Origin of the sequence: Sporomusa sp. (assembly GCF_035561255.1) — a bacterium.
Classification (GTDB): domain Bacteria; phylum Bacillota; class Negativicutes; order Sporomusales; family Sporomusaceae; genus Sporomusa.
The window spans coordinates 1-16,169 of record NZ_DATMXX010000410.1 but is presented as its reverse complement, the minus strand read 5'-3'; the positions used below and the strand labels follow the sequence as shown (position 1 = coordinate 16,169).

The window sequence follows — 16,169 nt, the reverse complement described above, 5'->3', positions numbered from 1 at the left end:
TCAAACCGGTATTGGTTTCTGGCTGAGGGCCATGTTTGGCAATCCGGCCACGACCGGCTCCGGTGATCCTTACACCCATGTATTTAGAGTAACTAAGAGCCAGCCCTCGCTGGTGCTGGAACAGCAATATCCGGATATTCCAGCCTATGAAAAGTTTAACGGCTGCAAAGTCAACAAATTCTCCTTTACCTATGGCGGTGATACCGAATTAACTGCCAATATTGACATTCTTGGCGCCAAACGTACCGTTGGCGCAACGTCCTTTGCGTCCCCCCTGACCGCACTCCCGCTCCTGAAATTTAGTAACTTTCAAGGAACGATTGAGGAAGCAGGAGCGCAACTGGCGATTGTGACCGAGGCAAGCCTGAACGCTGATTTCGGTCTGGACGGCAATACCTATACCATTGGTGGCAATGGTTGTCGAACCGACTTGCCTGAAGGTATCCTCCAGGTGTCCGGCAGTATCAAGGCGTTTTTCGCCGATACGGTGCTACTGAATAAGGCGGTTAATAACACGAAATCCTCATTGAAGTTCAAGTTCACCAGCGGCACCCACAGCCTGCAGTTTTTTATGGAAGAGGTCATTTTTCAGCAAACCTCACCCGGTATCGAAAGCGAAAAAGGGATCTATATCAATCTGCCCTTTAAGGCATTTTACGATAGCGGAGCCGGCGGTAGTGCTATTGTTGCAACTTTGGTCAATGGTTATGCCTCATATGCGACAGTATAGGAAGAATTCTTCTAAAGCCTAGAATTTTATAAAATATCACCCCAAAAGAGTCCTTTCTATATGGTTACCTAAAACCATATGGAAAGGACTTTGGTGCGATAGGAGGATTGTGCAGGGAGGAGTTGAACAAATGAGTGATGAAAGTAATATAGATGAAGTACCCGACTTTCCCTTGCCCGCATTGGAAGTCACAGCACCCAGATTTACATGGAATGATACATTCGGAATCAAAGTTAAGAGTATATCTGAGCGTATATTTGAGTATATATTAGGTCCTCAAAATCCTGCGTTTATTCATGCAACACTTAATCACCAAGATATCCGAAATGGATATACATTAGCGTATAATCCAAACGGAATATTATGGAGGGTAAACGCTGCAGGCGATCCTCATCCTGATGATTTATACAGTTTCTATCAACAGCAAGACATCCATCAAGCTTATGCAGATAATTTATCTGCAAAATTCACCATGATTTTCGGTACTCCTGTGGCAGGAAGTAATGCTGAGGTTGTGGGAATGAGGCTGAGTCAGGTGTCGAGTAAAGCTAAAAACATTTTTGGACGAGAGACATCAGAAATAATGAAGGCTTCTGAATTAAGAGAATACGCTCAATCACAGGGATGGACAAAGTTGAAAACTGAAACTGGACCTGAGAAGTGGGTGGATAAAAGTGGGGTCGAACGGATTACAATTAAGCAAGGTAGCTCTAGAGCCCCTGGGAGTGAAAACCCTCATGTAGAGATAAAAGATGCTTCAGGTCAGAGGATAGATCCGATGGGGAATCCTGTAACCCGGAAAAGTTCGGATAACCACACACCAATAGATTTTGATATAGAGTAAAGGAGAAATAATATGAATTTAAACTGGTATTCCTTCGAGGAAAGTTACCTACTATCAATAGACTATAGGATAACTGAATGCAAATTGACTCTTTATATAGATGCTAGAATGAGTATAGATCACCCAAGATGCCATCAGGTGAATTTATTTGAACAAAAGTTTGTAGAGCTTGAGATGATTTTCGATGGGGTTCAATACTATAGAAGTGTAAACAGTAGTAATTTAAAAACAGATCCCAACGATGATTTCGGGAGCATCCATAGTATTGCTATCAAAGAGTTAGGAGTGGCAGAACGGAAGGTATTGGGTGTAGTGTCTGACTCAGAACCAGCAAAGTTAGTACTTGATTTTCAGGATGGAACAACCGCTGAAGTCTACTCGAAGTCTACTGAAATGAAATTCTTGGATTTTGTTTCGGAAATGCTGGCGTTTAGAGTTGGCTTTAAGAGTATTCAAGTCTGTGAGAGGAGTTGAAGAGCACTGGCTTACAATCTGACTAAAAAATTTCAATAAGATGCAGTAAGTTACGACATCACTAATCACATTGTTTCATCCAAACGTAAAAAATCTGACTGCATCATTTCGACTCTGCAGTCAGTCACCCTCACTGGCCTAGCAAAGCATCAGTATTGCCCGGAGCGTCAAGTGACGATCCTGACCTTCCCAGACGACAACACAAATAACCAAACGATGGCAGCATTTCGCAGAGGCTGCCATTTCCATCACCCGGCCTTCTTTCTCTGGCAGGTCCGGCATAACGTAGGACGTTCAGTGCTTCATCATCTTGTAGAGGATGTTGATCAGCCGGCGCATCACTCAGACTAACGCCTGCTTCTTGGTCTTAACTTCCTGAATCTTCCGCTGGTAGTAATCGTGGAACGCTATGTTCTGGGTTCATCCCGCTACTTACGCCACGAATGTGAAATTCAAAAAGCTATATTATAGGAGGTAAAAAACATGGCTCAATTCCCCAATATCCAACAACCGGTATACCCCTTCACCACCAAGATCAAAGACCCTTCGCTGCAATCAGAAATGGAAAATGGGCTGGTGGTTTCCCGGGCTAGATTTACCCGGGTACCCCAGAGCTTTGTCCTGAAATGGACGGCTTTGCCTGCCGCCGATTTCGCAACCTTGCGTGAGTTTTACCGCAACACAGTTTGCGGCGGCAGTAGGGCCTTTGACTGGTATTACCCGACAGTTTCCAATGATCCATATTCAGGGAAGCTGTTTTCCGTCCGCTTTACTAGCGAGGACCTTAGTTTCGACTTGTCGGCGCCGGGATACTATTCCGGTACCCTGACAATCCAGGAGGTGTAACATGCTGAATCTTTCAGTGGCCGGCATGCTGGAAAAAAGCCAGCTTGCCGGTGACGGCGTGTGGCTGCTGCTCGTAGAAGTCGCTATTCCCGATTCTGGAGAACCCTTGCGACTGATCCGCAATAATGAAGATATCGAATGGAATGGCCATACCTGGACCGCCTTTAACTTTAAGCTCGGTGAAATCACCGAAGACAACAAAGGCAAACCCCAGGCAATACCGCTGCAGGTCTCCAATATCACGCAGATTGTCCAGGCCTATGTGGAAAAAAACAACGGTCTGACCGGTACTACCGTAACGCTGCGGGTAATACATTCCCAGCATCTTGACAATGCCTTGCCCGAGTTGGAAGAAATCTTTACCGTCCAGTCAACCACCTGTGACAGCCAATGGGTTACCTTTTATCTGGGCTCTGACATCTCCACGCAGCTCCGGTTCCCGTTTCGGCGGGTATTGAAGAGCTTTTGCGCCTGGCGGGATCAATATAAGGGAATTGAGTGCGGGTATGCTGGCACCTTGCCGCCGTGCGACGGCACGCTGCAGTCCTGTCGTGACCGGGGTAATTCGGTACGCTACGGGGGCGAGCCCAGCATACCGGAAGGCGGGCTGTACGCGTAAGCTTCGAACTGTATGGAACTAAAGAGAAGGTTGGGTAACGTAATCGCCGCAGGGCGATTTTTTATTTGGGGGGAGTATGAATAAACAACTTAATGACTTAATTGGCCTGCCCTTTATCGACGGCGGGCGTGATCCTGCCGTCGGGCTCGATTGCTGGGGACTGTCCACGGAAGTCTTCCTGCGCTATGGGATCAACCTGCCTGACTACAAAATATCGTGTGAAGATGCCAGCCGGATTCATAGCGAAGTGGAAGAGCAGCGGGCAGGCTGGCGCCGGTGTGAACAGGAAATCCCGGTACCGGCGCTTGTCGTAATCCGGTTTACCGTCTACTGTGACCATACGGGGGTATATATCGGCCAGGGCCGGTTTATCCACACCCGCAAGGGGATTGGCGTAAACATCGACCGTGTCGACAGTCCGGCCTGGGCAAAACGCATTGAAGGCTTCTATGTACCGGAGGTGAGACAATGATTACAATCACTGTATTGAAAAACCCCTTCAACCATACCGATAAGGAAATTCATACCTGCGAACCCATTCCCGGCAAAACAGCCTATGAATATATTCAGCCCTACATCATGGGGCTGGATGAATACGTTGTCAGCATTGGCGGCAATGTCGTTGACAATGACAAAGAGCAGCATGTCAATGATGAGGATTGGCTCGCCGTCTGCCCGGTTGTAGGCAAAAGTGGCAGGGCCTGGTTTAGGGCTATAGCTTCCATTGCCCTGAGTATTGCTGTTGGCGATTTTTCAGCATCATTGGGAGGAAAATTCTGGGCAAAAATGGCCGCTGGCGCTGTTAGCGCGATCGGCGGCACCCTCATCAATCACTGGTTCCCGGCGGCTAAGGCTGACCGGTACGAAATCAACCCGTCCTACAACTGGAGCAATGCCCAGCCGCTGACCGACCAGGGCAATGCCTTGGCCGTAACCTACGGTACCATGCGGACAGCCGGACAGGTACTCGCCCAGCATGTGTCCAGTGATGGCGATAATCAATACCTCAATCTCCTGCTGTGCGGAGGCGAAGGACTGATTGACAGTATCAGCGACATCCGGATCAATGACAACCCCATTTCCTACTACAAAGACATTATTATCGAAACCCGGCTGGGTGACAATGACCAGACGGCCATCGCCAATTTCAACGACACCTATATTGATCAGGCTTTGGCTTACGAAATCAACGGCGACGACACCTGGGTCACACAGCAAACCGCGGGGAATGCATTGGAAGGCCTAGAAGTAACACTTGAGTTTCCTTACGGCTTATACTACGCCAAGGACAGCGGTGGCCTGGGAAATGCAGCGGTCACCCTGCAAACGCAATACCGTAAGGTTGGGGAAGGTAATTGGCGCAATTTAACTGACGGAATGTCGTGGACAGTAACTGGGAACTTTAGCGGGAATTTAAAAATGATATCAGTAAGCTCCGATGCGCCGACAGAAACATGGACTATTACCTATGTTGGCCATGACAGTTTTAGTGTATCCGGGTCTGTATCCGGTGTAAAACTCAATGCCCATAATTTTAAAAACTACAATAACGGGCTAATAGTCTTTAATATTACGGAGTACAGGGGTGAGAACAGTTCGGGATTTGAGCTTGGCGATACCTTTACAATCCATGTAACTCCAAATATCAACTTGCAAATTGAAGCCACAAAGAATACTTCTTTCTTCCGCACCTATCGTGTCGATAATCTCCCGTCTGACCAATATGAGGTGCGAGTTAAATGCATTGCCAAGAGCGGGACTAGTAACCGCTACTCGACCCGCGTGTTCTGGACCCAGATGTCAAATATTATTTATGACGACTTTGCCCGTCCGGGCAAGGTACTTGTCGGCATCAAGGCCCTGGCCACCAACCAGTTGAGCGGGGGCATGCCAAGCATAACCTGGCTGCAAACCAGAAGCATGGTATGGGTATGGAATGCCGATTCCGGCCAGTACGAACAAAAGCCGGCTACTAATCCGGCCTGGGCGGCCTATGACATGATCCACCGCTGCCGACAAATTAAAAACATTCATACCGGCTATCCGGAGTTTAGTGTTAAGGGTACGCCGGCTACCCGGGCCGTCTATCAGGATTTTGCCCGCTGGGCGGCATTTTGCGACAGCCAGAACCTGACCTTTAACTATATCTTTAATACGGCTACCGATCTATGGACCTCGCTGCAAAAGCCGGAGAGTGTCGGTCGCGGCAAGGTAATCATGCGGGGAACCCGGTACGGCTGTGTCTGTGATGCTCCCGGCGAACCGGTGCAGCTATTTACAGTGGGCAATATTCTCACCGATAAATTCCAGGAAACTTTTGTGGGCCTGAAGGACCGGGCCAACGCGATAGAAGCGACGTTTGTCAACAAAGACAAAGCCTATCAAAAGGAAGTGATCACAGCTTACGCCGACGACTATGACAATACGACCGAGCCGAACATCACCCAGATTACCCTTGATGGTGTCACCACCGTTGCCCAGGCGTATCGGGAAGCCAAATACCGGCTGCGGCTCAATCAATACCTGCAGCGGACAGTCGAACACAGTGCGGACATTGATGCGATTACCTGTCAGATTAACGACGTCGTTTTGCTGGCGCACGATGTGCCCCAATGGGGGTATTCCGGACGACTGCTGGCTGCAACGGCCACAACGCTTCAAATGGACCGGGAGGTAACCTTACGGCCAGGCAAAGCTTATACAGTTGCGCTGCAGATTACCAACCCGGCAGCCACAACAGCTCAGGAAGCCCAAAGCATTGTCACCGTCGGTGTGCAGGGCGTGGTACAGGAAATCAGTACAGATACCGTGACGCTGACCAGTCCGTTGTCCCATGTGCCACAGCAATGGGATCTATACAGCTTTGGTGAAACCAGCAAAGTGGTCAAGCCGTTCCGGGTGCTCAGCATCAGCCGGGACCAGGATCTGCGGCGCAAAATATCCTGCATTGAATATATTGAGGCTGTTTATACAGAGGCAACTGATATACCGACAGTCAACTACAGCGCGTTGGAGACAACAACTGAAGTCAGCAGTGTAAGTGTGGCGGAAGAGACCTACCGGCAAAAGGACGGCACGATTGTTTCCAACCTGAATGTAGCCTGGAGTATTCCTCGCAATAAGCTGGTTCTTGGGTATGCCGTATTATACAGCAGTGACAATGGCAGTACCTGGATCGAATGGACTACAAAAATCAATGCGTTAAGTACTACGATCATCGGTGTTAAAACCCAAAATACCTATCTAGTAAAGGTTTGCACCATTAACACTGCCGGCATTGTATCAACCGGGGTTACAGCCTCGCCGGTGCTGATTAGTGGCAAAGATGCTCCGCCCAGCGATGTAGCGGCGGTTACGGCAAAAATTGATTCGTCAAACTGCAGCAAAGTCCAGTTGTCCTGGTCGCCGGTAGCAGATATCGACCTTAGTGGCTATCGTTTAGCGGAAAATGGCAGCGTGATTACGGCAACCCCGATTAGCGACACCCAATATACCTATACGGCAAAGCAAACCAGGCCTCATAATTTTAAGGTCTGGGCCGTCGACAATTCCGGCAATTTATCACTGGTGCCGGCTGCTGCGTCTATCAACGTAACGATTGGACCGGCACAGGTCGCCGGTTTTAATGGTGTCCAGAAAGAAACCGACCGCAGCCGGCTGCTGCTGTCTTGGACGGCCAATGCGGAGAGTGATATTTCCTACTATGAAATCCGCAAAGGTTCGGATTGGGATACGGCTGCTATTATTGCGACCCAGCTCAAAGCGACAATGTTTGAATACACGCTGACAACGGAAGGCAGCACCACATTTTTAATTAAAGCGTTTAACGTTGCCGGGTATGGGAGTGAACTGCCTGCTGCCAAAATACTGCAAATCAACTTGCGTCCCAATACTCCGGCTAACGGCAGCATTGTGCAGGATATTAACGATAAATCAGTGCTGTTAATTTCCTGGGCGGCTGTCACTGACAAAGACTTAAAAGAATATGAAATCCGCATGGGAACAGCATGGTCTGACGGAACCGTAATTACAACAACAAAAGAAACAAACTGCCGGTATAAATTAACCGATGGCGGTGTATATCATTTTATGGTTTGCAGCCGGAATGTCGCCGACAAGGTTAGCAGTACCCTAAACCTGTCCGTATCGGCAAATTTAAGCCCATCGAATGTGACTGACTTTGCGGTTGACGTCAGTGCAACAGACCGGCGAGTGCTGGACTGCTCCTGGAGTGCGGTACCGGATACCGATTTAAGTCATTATGAAATACGCCAGGGTACAAATTGGGATACCGCGGCGGTCGTAGCAAGCCGGATTAAAGGTAATTTCTGCAGCCTTCAGTTTACCGGCGGCAGTGCAACTTTTCTGATAAAGGCGGTCAACATCTCAAACACTTATTCTGAGGCAGCAGCCAGTTACAATGTAGTGGTTGCTTCAGCACCGAATATACCCGGCGCCGGCAGTGCTATTGCTGATCCCAACAACCGTTTAAAGCTTACGGTAGCCTGGGGCGCAGTCACAGATGCCGACCTGGCTGGATATGAGGTTCGTCTGGGCAATACCTGGGCTGCTGGTATTACGATAACAACAACGAAAGAAACTGCCTGTCAATATACGGTAGCGACCGGTGGAACGGTTACCTTCCTTGTTGCCGCCAAAACCATTGGCGGTCAATATTCCAGCCCGCGGACAATTACCACAATCGTCAAACAAGAACCGGGGGATATCGCCTCGTTTAACGCGATGCAAAATGCTCTGGACCGGCGCATTGTAAACTTAGCCTGGAGTGCGGTACCGGATACTGACCTACTCGGTTACGAGATTCGCAAAGGTGCGGTTTGGGATAGTGCAACAGTAGTGGCTACAGGGGTTAAGACTACTAAATATGATTACCCAGCTACTATAGAAGAAACAGCAACTTTTTTAGTCAAAGCTATTTCTGCGGCAAATAAATACAGCGCCACGGCTAAGAGTGTAATTTTAACTGTCCGGCTGCAGCCTAATGCCTCTGCTGCCGGCACTATAACCCAGGATGAAAATAATTCTGCCATACAGGTGTTAGCCTGGAGTGCCGTAGATGACGCGGATGTAGTATTATATGAAATTCGCCAGGGGGCCAATTGGGACACGGCGATATTTATTGGCACTACCCGTGAGCTTACCTATCGCTATACTGCTGTCAACAATACTCCCCTGAACTTCTGCATAGCCGCAAAAAACGTGGGCGGTTATTATTCGCCAGTATTGCGATTAACTGCACTGCCGAATATAAATCCACAGGATGTGACCGGGTTTAGTGTGAGTCAACAGGCTCAAGATCATTCGAAGGTACGACTGAGCTGGTCGGCCGTGACGAACAAGGATTTTTCCTACTATGAAATCCGCCAGGGGATAAGCTGGGATACCGGCACTGTTGTCGCTACCAGAATTACCGGGCTATATTTTGATGCCAACATCACCTCTGAGGACGAGTATACTTACTGGATCCGGGCCTTTAACACGGCCGGCAAAGGCAGTTTAAACCCAACCGGTGTCAGCAGCATGTTCAGCATGAATCCGTCAACACCGGCGGGGCTTACGGTAGTCACTGACCCGAACGACAAAACTAAAATCAGCATCGCCTGGAATTCAATTGCTGACCAGGACTTAAAAGAGTATGAGCTGCGTGCAGGTATAACCTGGGATGATGATGATACAGTGATAATTACCAAGACCAAAGAAACAAAAACCAGCTGGTATCCCCCAGTCAGTCTGACCTATCATTTTATGCTGGCAGCACGCAATCATACCAACTGGATATCGGATATTGCCGAATGTAATTTTGACGCCTATATTGAGCCTAATGATGTCAATGGCTTGTATGCGATGCAAAACGGAAGCAACGTACTTATGGTTTGGGATAAAATTGGTGAAGCCGATGTTGTAGGTTATGAGATCCGGGAAGGAGGTAGTTTTGACAACGGCTCTTTAGTAACCACAGGCATCAATACGCTGTCCTATCAGCTGCCTGTAGATACTGAAAAAACCTACCGATATTGGATTAAAGCCATTAACCGGGCCGGTAAGTACTCGCAGCAAGCTGTGAATGCGGAGGTGACGATTGCCGGCTTACCACCTAAAAATATAGTAGAAGAGTTTGATGAAATTACCTTGCAGAGTGGTAGCCATACGAATACTGAGTTTGGACCGTCCCTGATTAATATGAGCAATATGAGAGGCCGGTTCAGTGATTATCCAACAACTAAATTCAGTGATGTTGGCGGGCAGACGGTGCTCAAGCTTAAAAGCGCTAATCTTATTCAGGATGGTAATTTCCAGACTGGTGTTATCGGCAGCCAATGGCTAAAAGCAGGCACTGGGACTTTGGCGATAGTCAATGGTTCTTTACGGCTTACTGCCGGCGTAGCCGGTACCAACGGCCTTTATTACGATTTCCCGCAAACGCTTAGCAATGGTGCTGTTTACGTTATTGAGTTTGCGGCTAGAAGCAGCAAGGCCCTTACCTTGGGTGATGGTTTTACCGGACAGAATGGTGCTTACGCCCAGGCCAATGTGACTCCCGCTTCCGGCGCAGCCCAGAACCTGACAACTGCATGGCAGGTATTCAGGCGTGAATATACTATCGGGGCCACCGGCACAGACCCGGGAAAATACCTGTTTAACTATGGCACCTATGCAGTGGGGGACTGGAGTGAGTTAAACTGGGCCCGTATCTATAAGAAGACCGATGAAGGTCTTTTTTTAGTTGACCAATGGGGTGGCGGTTATTATCCGTCCGGTGAATATGTCTGTGTACGCAAAGACCTAGGTCAGCGTATCACGGCTAACATCTCCAGTCAGTTTGTGTCAACCGTTTTACATGTTGCCGGTGTTAATGCCAAGCTTCAATTCCGGACAAGCCAGGATGGAACAATTTTTACCGAGTGGGCAGACTTTAGCCCGGTGCTTGCTACTTTTCGCTACATTGACTTTAAGGTGCTTTTGTCTACCGCTGATCCGGGGCAAACACCCGAAGTCAATATTCTAAAAGCCGTCGTTGATGTTCCGGATACTGATAAAGCGGGAACTGCCGCAATTACAGCAGGTGGAACTACAGTAAACTATGGCTATACCTATTGGGATTATCCGGCGGTAGTGCCTACGGCAATCGGTGCCGGGCTGCGGGCCGAACTGCAAAGTGTCGGCAAAAGCAGTTTTACAGTAAAGGTTTTAAATACCGCCGGCGCAGCTGTTGGCGGTCAGATAACATGGATTGCAAAAGGTTATTAATTTAGTCCTGCATATTATTTTAGAGGAGATGATTACATGGCGCTTGATCTTACGAGTCCGGCCGATACAGAATATCTATCAACTGCTCCCGGTAAAATCCGGGAAAATGACAGGGCAATTGTCAATGATAAGGTTGTCAATGCAGGGAAACTACAGGATTTAACTGTTGGTAATGCTAGTGGCAATATCCCGGTTAATAACGGGACATTAAATGTTGGTCTAAATGCTGAAAAACTCAACGGTCAGCCAGGTTCATATTACTCGCCGTCCACTCACGTACATTCGGTAGCAACAACTACCGCCAATGGGTTTATGGCCAATACAGATAAAAGCAAACTGGACGGCATAGCCGCAGGGGCAGAAAAAAATCAAAATGCTTTTGGCAGTGTCAAAGTCGGTACTACCACTATCCAGGCAGACGCTGCGGCTGATGGGCTGGAAATGAAGGCCGGCACAGGCATAACCTTAACACCTGATGCTACCAATGATGCTGTAACCATCGCCGTGACGCAGGACGGTCACAGCCACACGGCCGCTACGACCAGTGCCGCCGGCTTTATTTCGGCAACAGACAAAGTAAAGCTTGACGGCATCGCCGCAGGCGCAGAGGTAAATCAACATGCTTTTGCCACTATCGTAGCCGGCGGGGTTTCAGCAGCTGCCGATGCGAAACAAGACACCTTCACCATCAATGCCGGGGCCGGGATAACCGTTACCGGTGACGCCGCCAATGACGCCTGCACGATTGCCGTAACAACTAACGGGCATACCCATACAGACGCCACCACGAGTGCCGCAGGCTTTATGGCACCGGCAATGGTAACTAAATTAAATGGTATAGCTACTGGCGCCCAAACAAACCAAAATGCATTTAGCAATGTGCTTATTGGCGCTACTACGGTAGCGGCAGATTCTGCTACTGACACCCTGGAACTTCTTGCCGGTGCCAATATAACCCTGACCCCTGACGCCGCGAATGACCGGGTAACGATTGCCGTAAGCGGTAAAGTACCGAATGCAGCTGCGGCAGATACAGCGGCGGCTTGTACAGGCAATGCTGCCACGGCAACAACGTCAGGTGCTTGTACCGGTAATGCGGTAACGGCAACCAACGCAACAAACCACATTGCGGCCGCTAGTGGCGCACATATGGCAAGCGCAATAGCCAGTACAGCTACAGGAGGGGTGGCAGCTACTAATGTGCAAGCCGCTATTGCGGAATTGGATACTGAGAAACAGCCTAAAGACGCCACCTTAACAGCCTTGGCGGCAGTGGTTACAGCGGCCAATCAATTAATTTATGCAACCGGTAATGATACTTTTGCAACCACAGGCTTAACCGCATTTGCACGTACCTTGCTCGATGATGCTAATGAGGCAGCGGCATTGGCCACACTAGGAGCAGCCCCTAACGCTTCACCGGTCTTCACCGGCACACCGACAGCACCGACTGCAGCGGCAGGGACAAATAATACTCAGATTGCCACTACTTCATTTGTACAGTCTTTGGTAAATACTTCAGGCAGCGGCATAGTGGCAGCAAGCTTGACGCAAAACGGCTATGTAAAGTTCGCTAACGGATTAATTCTCCAATGGGGAATTAGTACTAGTGGTGACAATGTGACCTTCCCTATTACCTTTCCAAATGCTTGCCTCAATGTTGTAGCTGCAGCCCAAACTAACGGGGGATTTACCGTAGTTTGGGCTTTTACCATGATAAGTGCCGTGATAGGGCAAAAAGATAGTAAATCAACATGGGTTGCGTTAGGTTATTAAAACATTAATAACCTATAACACTATAAAATGTATATGGCTGTTTGCTGCTGGCTGTCCCGCCATAAGTCCGTATAGTTGCTTTAGTGGTCGTTAGTGTATTATCCGTAAAAGTCAGGATTAGCAGCGTCTACCGCGACATAAGTTGCCTGTAAATTAAGCACAGCGTTCGGAAATATAATTGGGAACATAACATCTACAGTCCGGACAGCAGCATTGGTATTGGTTGCAATTCCCCAGTGGAGAAAAAGAGAAAGGATGATGAAAATGAATAAACACTATGTAAAATTTCGCGAAAATGGTGAACGCGAAACGTCAATAGCCTTCAATGTCCACTTTAGGACCGAAGAAGAATTGCAGCCATATTTAGATCAAGGCTTTATCCCCATTACTGACGAAGAACAGGCATTGTACGCCACTAACCAGTATATCCGTGGTGCCGACAAAAAGCCGGTCGCAAAGCCGCCCCATGTGCCGACAACTGAAGAAAAAATGACCATAATCAGGGCGGAGAGAGACCGGCTTCTGACCGAAACTGACAAATATATGTTGCTGGATTACCCAGTTACCGATGAACAGCGTGAGGAGTGGAAAGTATACCGTCAAGCCTTGCGGGATATGCCCGAAACGTGCGACCCGGATAACCCGGCTTGGCCTGGAAAACCAGAATAGAAAGCTGATAAATCCTTGTAAATCAAGGTTTTACCGGCTTTTATTATGCTTTAAAAAACAATTGACTTGTTATTAATTTACATGAGGCGGGAACTTTAAGAGGTTAAGCACCTATTATGTTCTGTTATGGAATCAACGAGCCCTGGCGATCATGTTCCAAGGAGTGTGGGGTAACTTTCTTATGCTCTCTCAGATAAGTACAGACTGTCCTGTTTGCTTTGGCTTATTTCACGGGCGATGGCCAAAGATAGCGACCCAGCTCGCAAGCAATAATTCGTGTTGAGTTACCTTGTCCGTGTACAATTCTAGCTTGCTATGCTCAACCGTGGTATAGTGAATAGCTCATGATTGATTTCTTCTGTGTAATTGATGTTGTGGTTGCCTTCATTTTACACACGAATCAATCATGAGTCATTTTTTTAGCTGTCGCACTTACTATTACAATCGTCTTATACAAGAATTGGGGGTGGGGGAAATAGTACAGCCTGAGGGAGTTTGCCTAGAGCATAGTGGACAGTGTAAAGCAATTGAAACCCTGGAGAAAAACGATGCTGATATTTTTAAACGGCTGCGTGAGCTGGAGATGGCAGTCTGGAAGGCGGCTGGAGCTAGTGGGGTAGTGACAGCAGTTTTAGTAGTTTTACTGCAAAAGGTGATAAAGTGATTGAGAAGCTAAACCAAATAATTGTTAATCTGCCGCTAGTGCTGTCTGACAGTCGCGACCCGGCAGACGTAAGTCTCAACCGTGTAATGACCGTGGTTGTGGCTTTTTTTGTGTTGCTATCACCGGGAATAACATTGGCCATCATGCCGGATTGGTTTGAGCGTTTAACGTCTTATTGGGAAAAGCTGCTGGCCTTTTTGGCAGCGCAAGTAGCAGGTAATATGTTTAAAAAATATATTGACAGTAAAGGGGAGGTGCAGGAATGAGAATAGGAGAACTAAGCGCAAAATATGAATCCAACGGCAACCCCGGCACGGTATCGACTGGGTGGGGTGACGCTGGTGGTATATCATACGGTTGTTACCAATTAGCCACAAATACTGGTAGTGTCGACAGTTTTGTGTGTTGGTTGAAAGAGCAGGGGCATCCCTACGGTGACATGCTGAGCACCCACCCTGCAGGGAGTCCTATGTTTTCAGCGACTTGGAAATATTGTGCTGAAAACGATGCTGGCGGCTTTGTGCAGCTTCAACATGACTATATTCAGTACGCCTACTATGACCCGGCAGTTGCTGCACTCAGGGCAGCCTATTTCAATATTGAGAATCACCATGCGATCATGCAGGATATCGTTTGGTCAAGGACAGTACAATATGGCACAGGAAATATTGTTGAGCTCTTTGAATTAGGTGTAAAATCTATTGGTTATGAAAACTTGTCATATGTTGATGCGCCGAATTTTGACGCTGAACTTATTCGGGCTATTTACAGTTTTCTTATTGAAGAGGCTGACAATGTTGTCGATAACGGCAATGATTGGTACAAATCTCCGCAACGCTGGATAAATGGAAGCTGGGATGTTGTATGTGGTTTGCGGAATCGGTTTGTAAATGAATGTGCAGACGCATTAGCCATATTAACACAAAATAGCGCCGCAGGATAACGGCGCTTAAGGGAGCAGCGAAAGATATGTTTAGGTTAACTAAGCGCCAGGCGGCGATACTGCTTGGCGTTATTTTATTGGTGATAGCAGGTTGTTGCTTGCTTTACAGGCACAATGCAGATTGGAAGACACGACTGCAGCAGGCCACGGTGCTGACAGAGGAACAGGCCAGGAATATTAACTCATTGCAAAATGAGTTGAGTTTGAGTAAGCAAAATGCTGAAATGCTAGCTGCTGCAGTTGCCGAAGCCAAAGCCGGAGAGCGACAGCCAGAAGTTAAATTTATTGTACAGGCACCCACGGTTCAGGCTGCAGCGAAGACGGTAGCTGAACAGATTAACCAGCAAGACAAGACGCTGCCGCCTTTGGCGCTGGAAAAGACCGATCGTACGCTAATTGTACCGAATAATAAAAAAACACCTGAGACCAATTGGGATGTTGGTGTGTTTAAGGTCAATAACTATCGCAATTGGGAATGGGCAGTCGGCTATGGTTGGCATGACCGGGATCGGTATATGCCGGTGGAGCTTCAGCGAAATTACAGTAAGGATCGTGCTATGTCAGCCGAGGTGCATATAAAAGACACCGGTAAGCTGGTCGGCGGAGAAGTTAAGTATGTGATTAAAACAGATCGGTTGTTTTTCTTGTTCTAATGCTGAGCCCTGGACTTTGGTCTGGGGCTTTTTCGCAATAACTTTCAAGATTTTTTGTTTGAATATATCTAAATTTGTACCTAACCCTTTTTTAGTATATGTGTACGGATAAAGAGTAGGAGGTGAAAAATATGTATTGTCCTTTACTTTGTCTTAAACCAGAGAATAATCTGGTGTCGTTTTGTCAATGCCTGGAGGAGAACTGCGCCTGGTGGATTATTACCGGTGACACAGGCAAATGCGCAATGGTTCAAATGGGAGTATCTGCCGCAAGTCCCTGATAAGGCGGCCTAACCACAAGTGAAGAGAGGAAGTGAATCCCATGATTCCCACCCTGAAATTAAGCGACATTATTAGTAAATGGCGGGATGCTTTGCAAGCCAGTCAGCCCATACAAGATTACTGTACAACCCATTATAACAAGGCCCCCAACATCTTCGTCGGTACTAACGGCAAAATACCGCCAACAGCAGATCAGTACCCGTTGATTATTCTTTATCCGGGGGCTAAATCAGAGGGCCTAGAATTGCAGGAATATACATATAAACTCACCATTGGCTGGACGGTAGTGCAAACCGCAGTGACTGTAACAAATCAGGTAACGGAGTTGACTGGCATCGAGGAATGTGATGCCCTTGGCCAGCTCATCTATCTAGAGCTTGCACAGCTAAGCCCGGATAAC

The 16,169-nt window shown here is 47.8% G+C and carries 16 protein-coding genes; 15 read left to right on the top strand and 1 reads right to left on the bottom strand.

The window, feature by feature from the left end; translation table 11 throughout:
• From VN379_RS23660 to VN379_RS23625, 8 genes are all read left to right on the top strand, one after another.
• On the top strand, positions 1–730 hold a 730-nt coding region (locus VN379_RS23660), incomplete at its 5' end, for a phage tail tube protein (protein WP_325538476.1).
• A 130-nt stretch (positions 731–860) separates the two neighbouring features.
• On the top strand, positions 861–1,574 hold the full coding sequence (locus VN379_RS23655; RefSeq protein ID WP_325538474.1) for a hypothetical protein: 714 nt from the start codon (positions 861–863) through the stop codon (positions 1,572–1,574).
• 12 nt (positions 1,575–1,586) lie between these two features.
• Positions 1,587–2,048 (top strand): hypothetical protein, encoded by a 462-nt coding sequence (locus tag VN379_RS23650; protein WP_325538472.1) that lies wholly within the window; start codon positions 1,587–1,589, stop codon positions 2,046–2,048.
• A 483-nt stretch (positions 2,049–2,531) separates the two neighbouring features.
• Positions 2,532–2,894, top strand: coding sequence for a hypothetical protein (locus tag VN379_RS23645; RefSeq protein WP_325538470.1), 363 nt, complete (start codon positions 2,532–2,534; stop codon positions 2,892–2,894).
• A gap of 1 nt (position 2,895) precedes the next feature.
• Positions 2,896–3,513: a DUF1833 family protein gene (locus VN379_RS23640; protein ID WP_325538469.1), complete on the top strand. Its 618-nt coding sequence runs from the start codon at positions 2,896–2,898 to the stop codon at positions 3,511–3,513.
• A gap of 76 nt (positions 3,514–3,589) precedes the next feature.
• The gene (locus VN379_RS23635; protein ID WP_325538468.1) at positions 3,590–3,985 is read left to right on the top strand and encodes a C40 family peptidase; all 396 of its coding nucleotides are present in this window, start codon (positions 3,590–3,592) and stop codon (positions 3,983–3,985) included.
• Positions 3,982–10,782: a host specificity factor TipJ family phage tail protein gene (locus VN379_RS23630; protein ID WP_325538467.1), complete on the top strand. Its 6,801-nt coding sequence runs from the start codon at positions 3,982–3,984 to the stop codon at positions 10,780–10,782. Before VN379_RS23635 ends, VN379_RS23630 begins: the two co-directional genes overlap by 4 nt.
• Before the next feature lie 36 nt (positions 10,783–10,818).
• Positions 10,819–12,558, top strand: a complete 1,740-nt coding sequence (locus VN379_RS23625; protein ID WP_325538465.1) for a gp53-like domain-containing protein — start codon at positions 10,819–10,821, stop codon at positions 12,556–12,558.
• Between the two features lie 98 nt (positions 12,559–12,656).
• Here VN379_RS23625 and VN379_RS25245 read toward each other — a convergent pair whose 3' ends face one another.
• A complete protein-coding gene (locus tag VN379_RS25245; protein ID WP_414715034.1) occupies positions 12,657–12,815 on the bottom strand; it encodes a gp53-like domain-containing protein in 159 nt (52 codons plus the stop codon).
• Positions 12,816–12,822: 7 nt separating this feature from the next.
• On the opposite strand from VN379_RS25245, the gene VN379_RS23620 reads away from it, so the two are divergent.
• From VN379_RS23620 to VN379_RS23590, 7 genes are all read left to right on the top strand, one after another.
• Positions 12,823–13,227 carry a tail fiber assembly protein gene (locus VN379_RS23620; RefSeq protein ID WP_325538463.1) on the top strand — a complete coding sequence of 135 codons (405 nt, stop codon included), beginning with the start codon at positions 12,823–12,825 and terminating at the stop codon, positions 13,225–13,227.
• A 466-nt stretch (positions 13,228–13,693) separates the two neighbouring features.
• A complete protein-coding gene (locus VN379_RS23615) occupies positions 13,694–13,891 on the top strand; it encodes a hypothetical protein (protein WP_325538461.1) in 198 nt (65 codons plus the stop codon).
• The gene (locus tag VN379_RS23610) at positions 13,888–14,157 is read left to right on the top strand and encodes a hypothetical protein (protein ID WP_325538459.1); all 270 of its coding nucleotides are present in this window, start codon (positions 13,888–13,890) and stop codon (positions 14,155–14,157) included. The genes VN379_RS23615 and VN379_RS23610 overlap by 4 nt, the downstream gene beginning before the upstream one ends.
• Positions 14,154–14,834, top strand: coding sequence for a hypothetical protein (locus tag VN379_RS23605; RefSeq protein WP_325538457.1), 681 nt, complete (start codon positions 14,154–14,156; stop codon positions 14,832–14,834). The genes VN379_RS23610 and VN379_RS23605 overlap by 4 nt, the downstream gene beginning before the upstream one ends.
• 26 nt (positions 14,835–14,860) lie before the next feature.
• Positions 14,861–15,487: a hypothetical protein gene (locus tag VN379_RS23600; RefSeq protein ID WP_325538455.1), complete on the top strand. Its 627-nt coding sequence runs from the start codon at positions 14,861–14,863 to the stop codon at positions 15,485–15,487.
• A gap of 131 nt (positions 15,488–15,618) precedes the next feature.
• Positions 15,619–15,768 carry a hypothetical protein gene (locus tag VN379_RS23595; protein WP_325538453.1) on the top strand — a complete coding sequence of 50 codons (150 nt, stop codon included), beginning with the start codon at positions 15,619–15,621 and terminating at the stop codon, positions 15,766–15,768.
• Positions 15,769–15,809: 41 nt separating this feature from the next.
• Positions 15,810–16,169 (top strand): hypothetical protein (locus tag VN379_RS23590; RefSeq protein WP_325538451.1); only part of this gene is annotated, 360 nt, incomplete at its 3' end.

Excerpts from the sequence above, each read along its gene's own strand:
- VN379_RS23655 (WP_325538474.1), top strand. The coding sequence starts at position 861 with ATGAGTGATGAAAGTAATATAGATGAAGTACCCGACTTTCCCTTGCCC.
- VN379_RS23650 (WP_325538472.1), top strand. The coding sequence starts at position 1,587 with ATGAATTTAAACTGGTATTCCTTCGAGGAAAGTTACCTACTATCAATA.
- VN379_RS23645 (WP_325538470.1), top strand. The coding sequence starts at position 2,532 with ATGGCTCAATTCCCCAATATCCAACAACCGGTATACCCCTTCACCACC.
- VN379_RS23640 (WP_325538469.1), top strand. The coding sequence starts at position 2,896 with ATGCTGAATCTTTCAGTGGCCGGCATGCTGGAAAAAAGCCAGCTTGCC.
- VN379_RS23635 (WP_325538468.1), top strand. The coding sequence starts at position 3,590 with ATGAATAAACAACTTAATGACTTAATTGGCCTGCCCTTTATCGACGGC.
- VN379_RS23630 (WP_325538467.1), top strand. The coding sequence starts at position 3,982 with ATGATTACAATCACTGTATTGAAAAACCCCTTCAACCATACCGATAAG.
- VN379_RS23625 (WP_325538465.1), top strand. The coding sequence starts at position 10,819 with ATGGCGCTTGATCTTACGAGTCCGGCCGATACAGAATATCTATCAACT.
- VN379_RS23620 (WP_325538463.1), top strand. The coding sequence starts at position 12,823 with ATGAATAAACACTATGTAAAATTTCGCGAAAATGGTGAACGCGAAACG.
- VN379_RS23605 (WP_325538457.1), top strand. The coding sequence starts at position 14,154 with ATGAGAATAGGAGAACTAAGCGCAAAATATGAATCCAACGGCAACCCC.
- VN379_RS23600 (WP_325538455.1), top strand. The coding sequence starts at position 14,861 with ATGTTTAGGTTAACTAAGCGCCAGGCGGCGATACTGCTTGGCGTTATT.
- VN379_RS23595 (WP_325538453.1), top strand. The coding sequence starts at position 15,619 with ATGTATTGTCCTTTACTTTGTCTTAAACCAGAGAATAATCTGGTGTCG.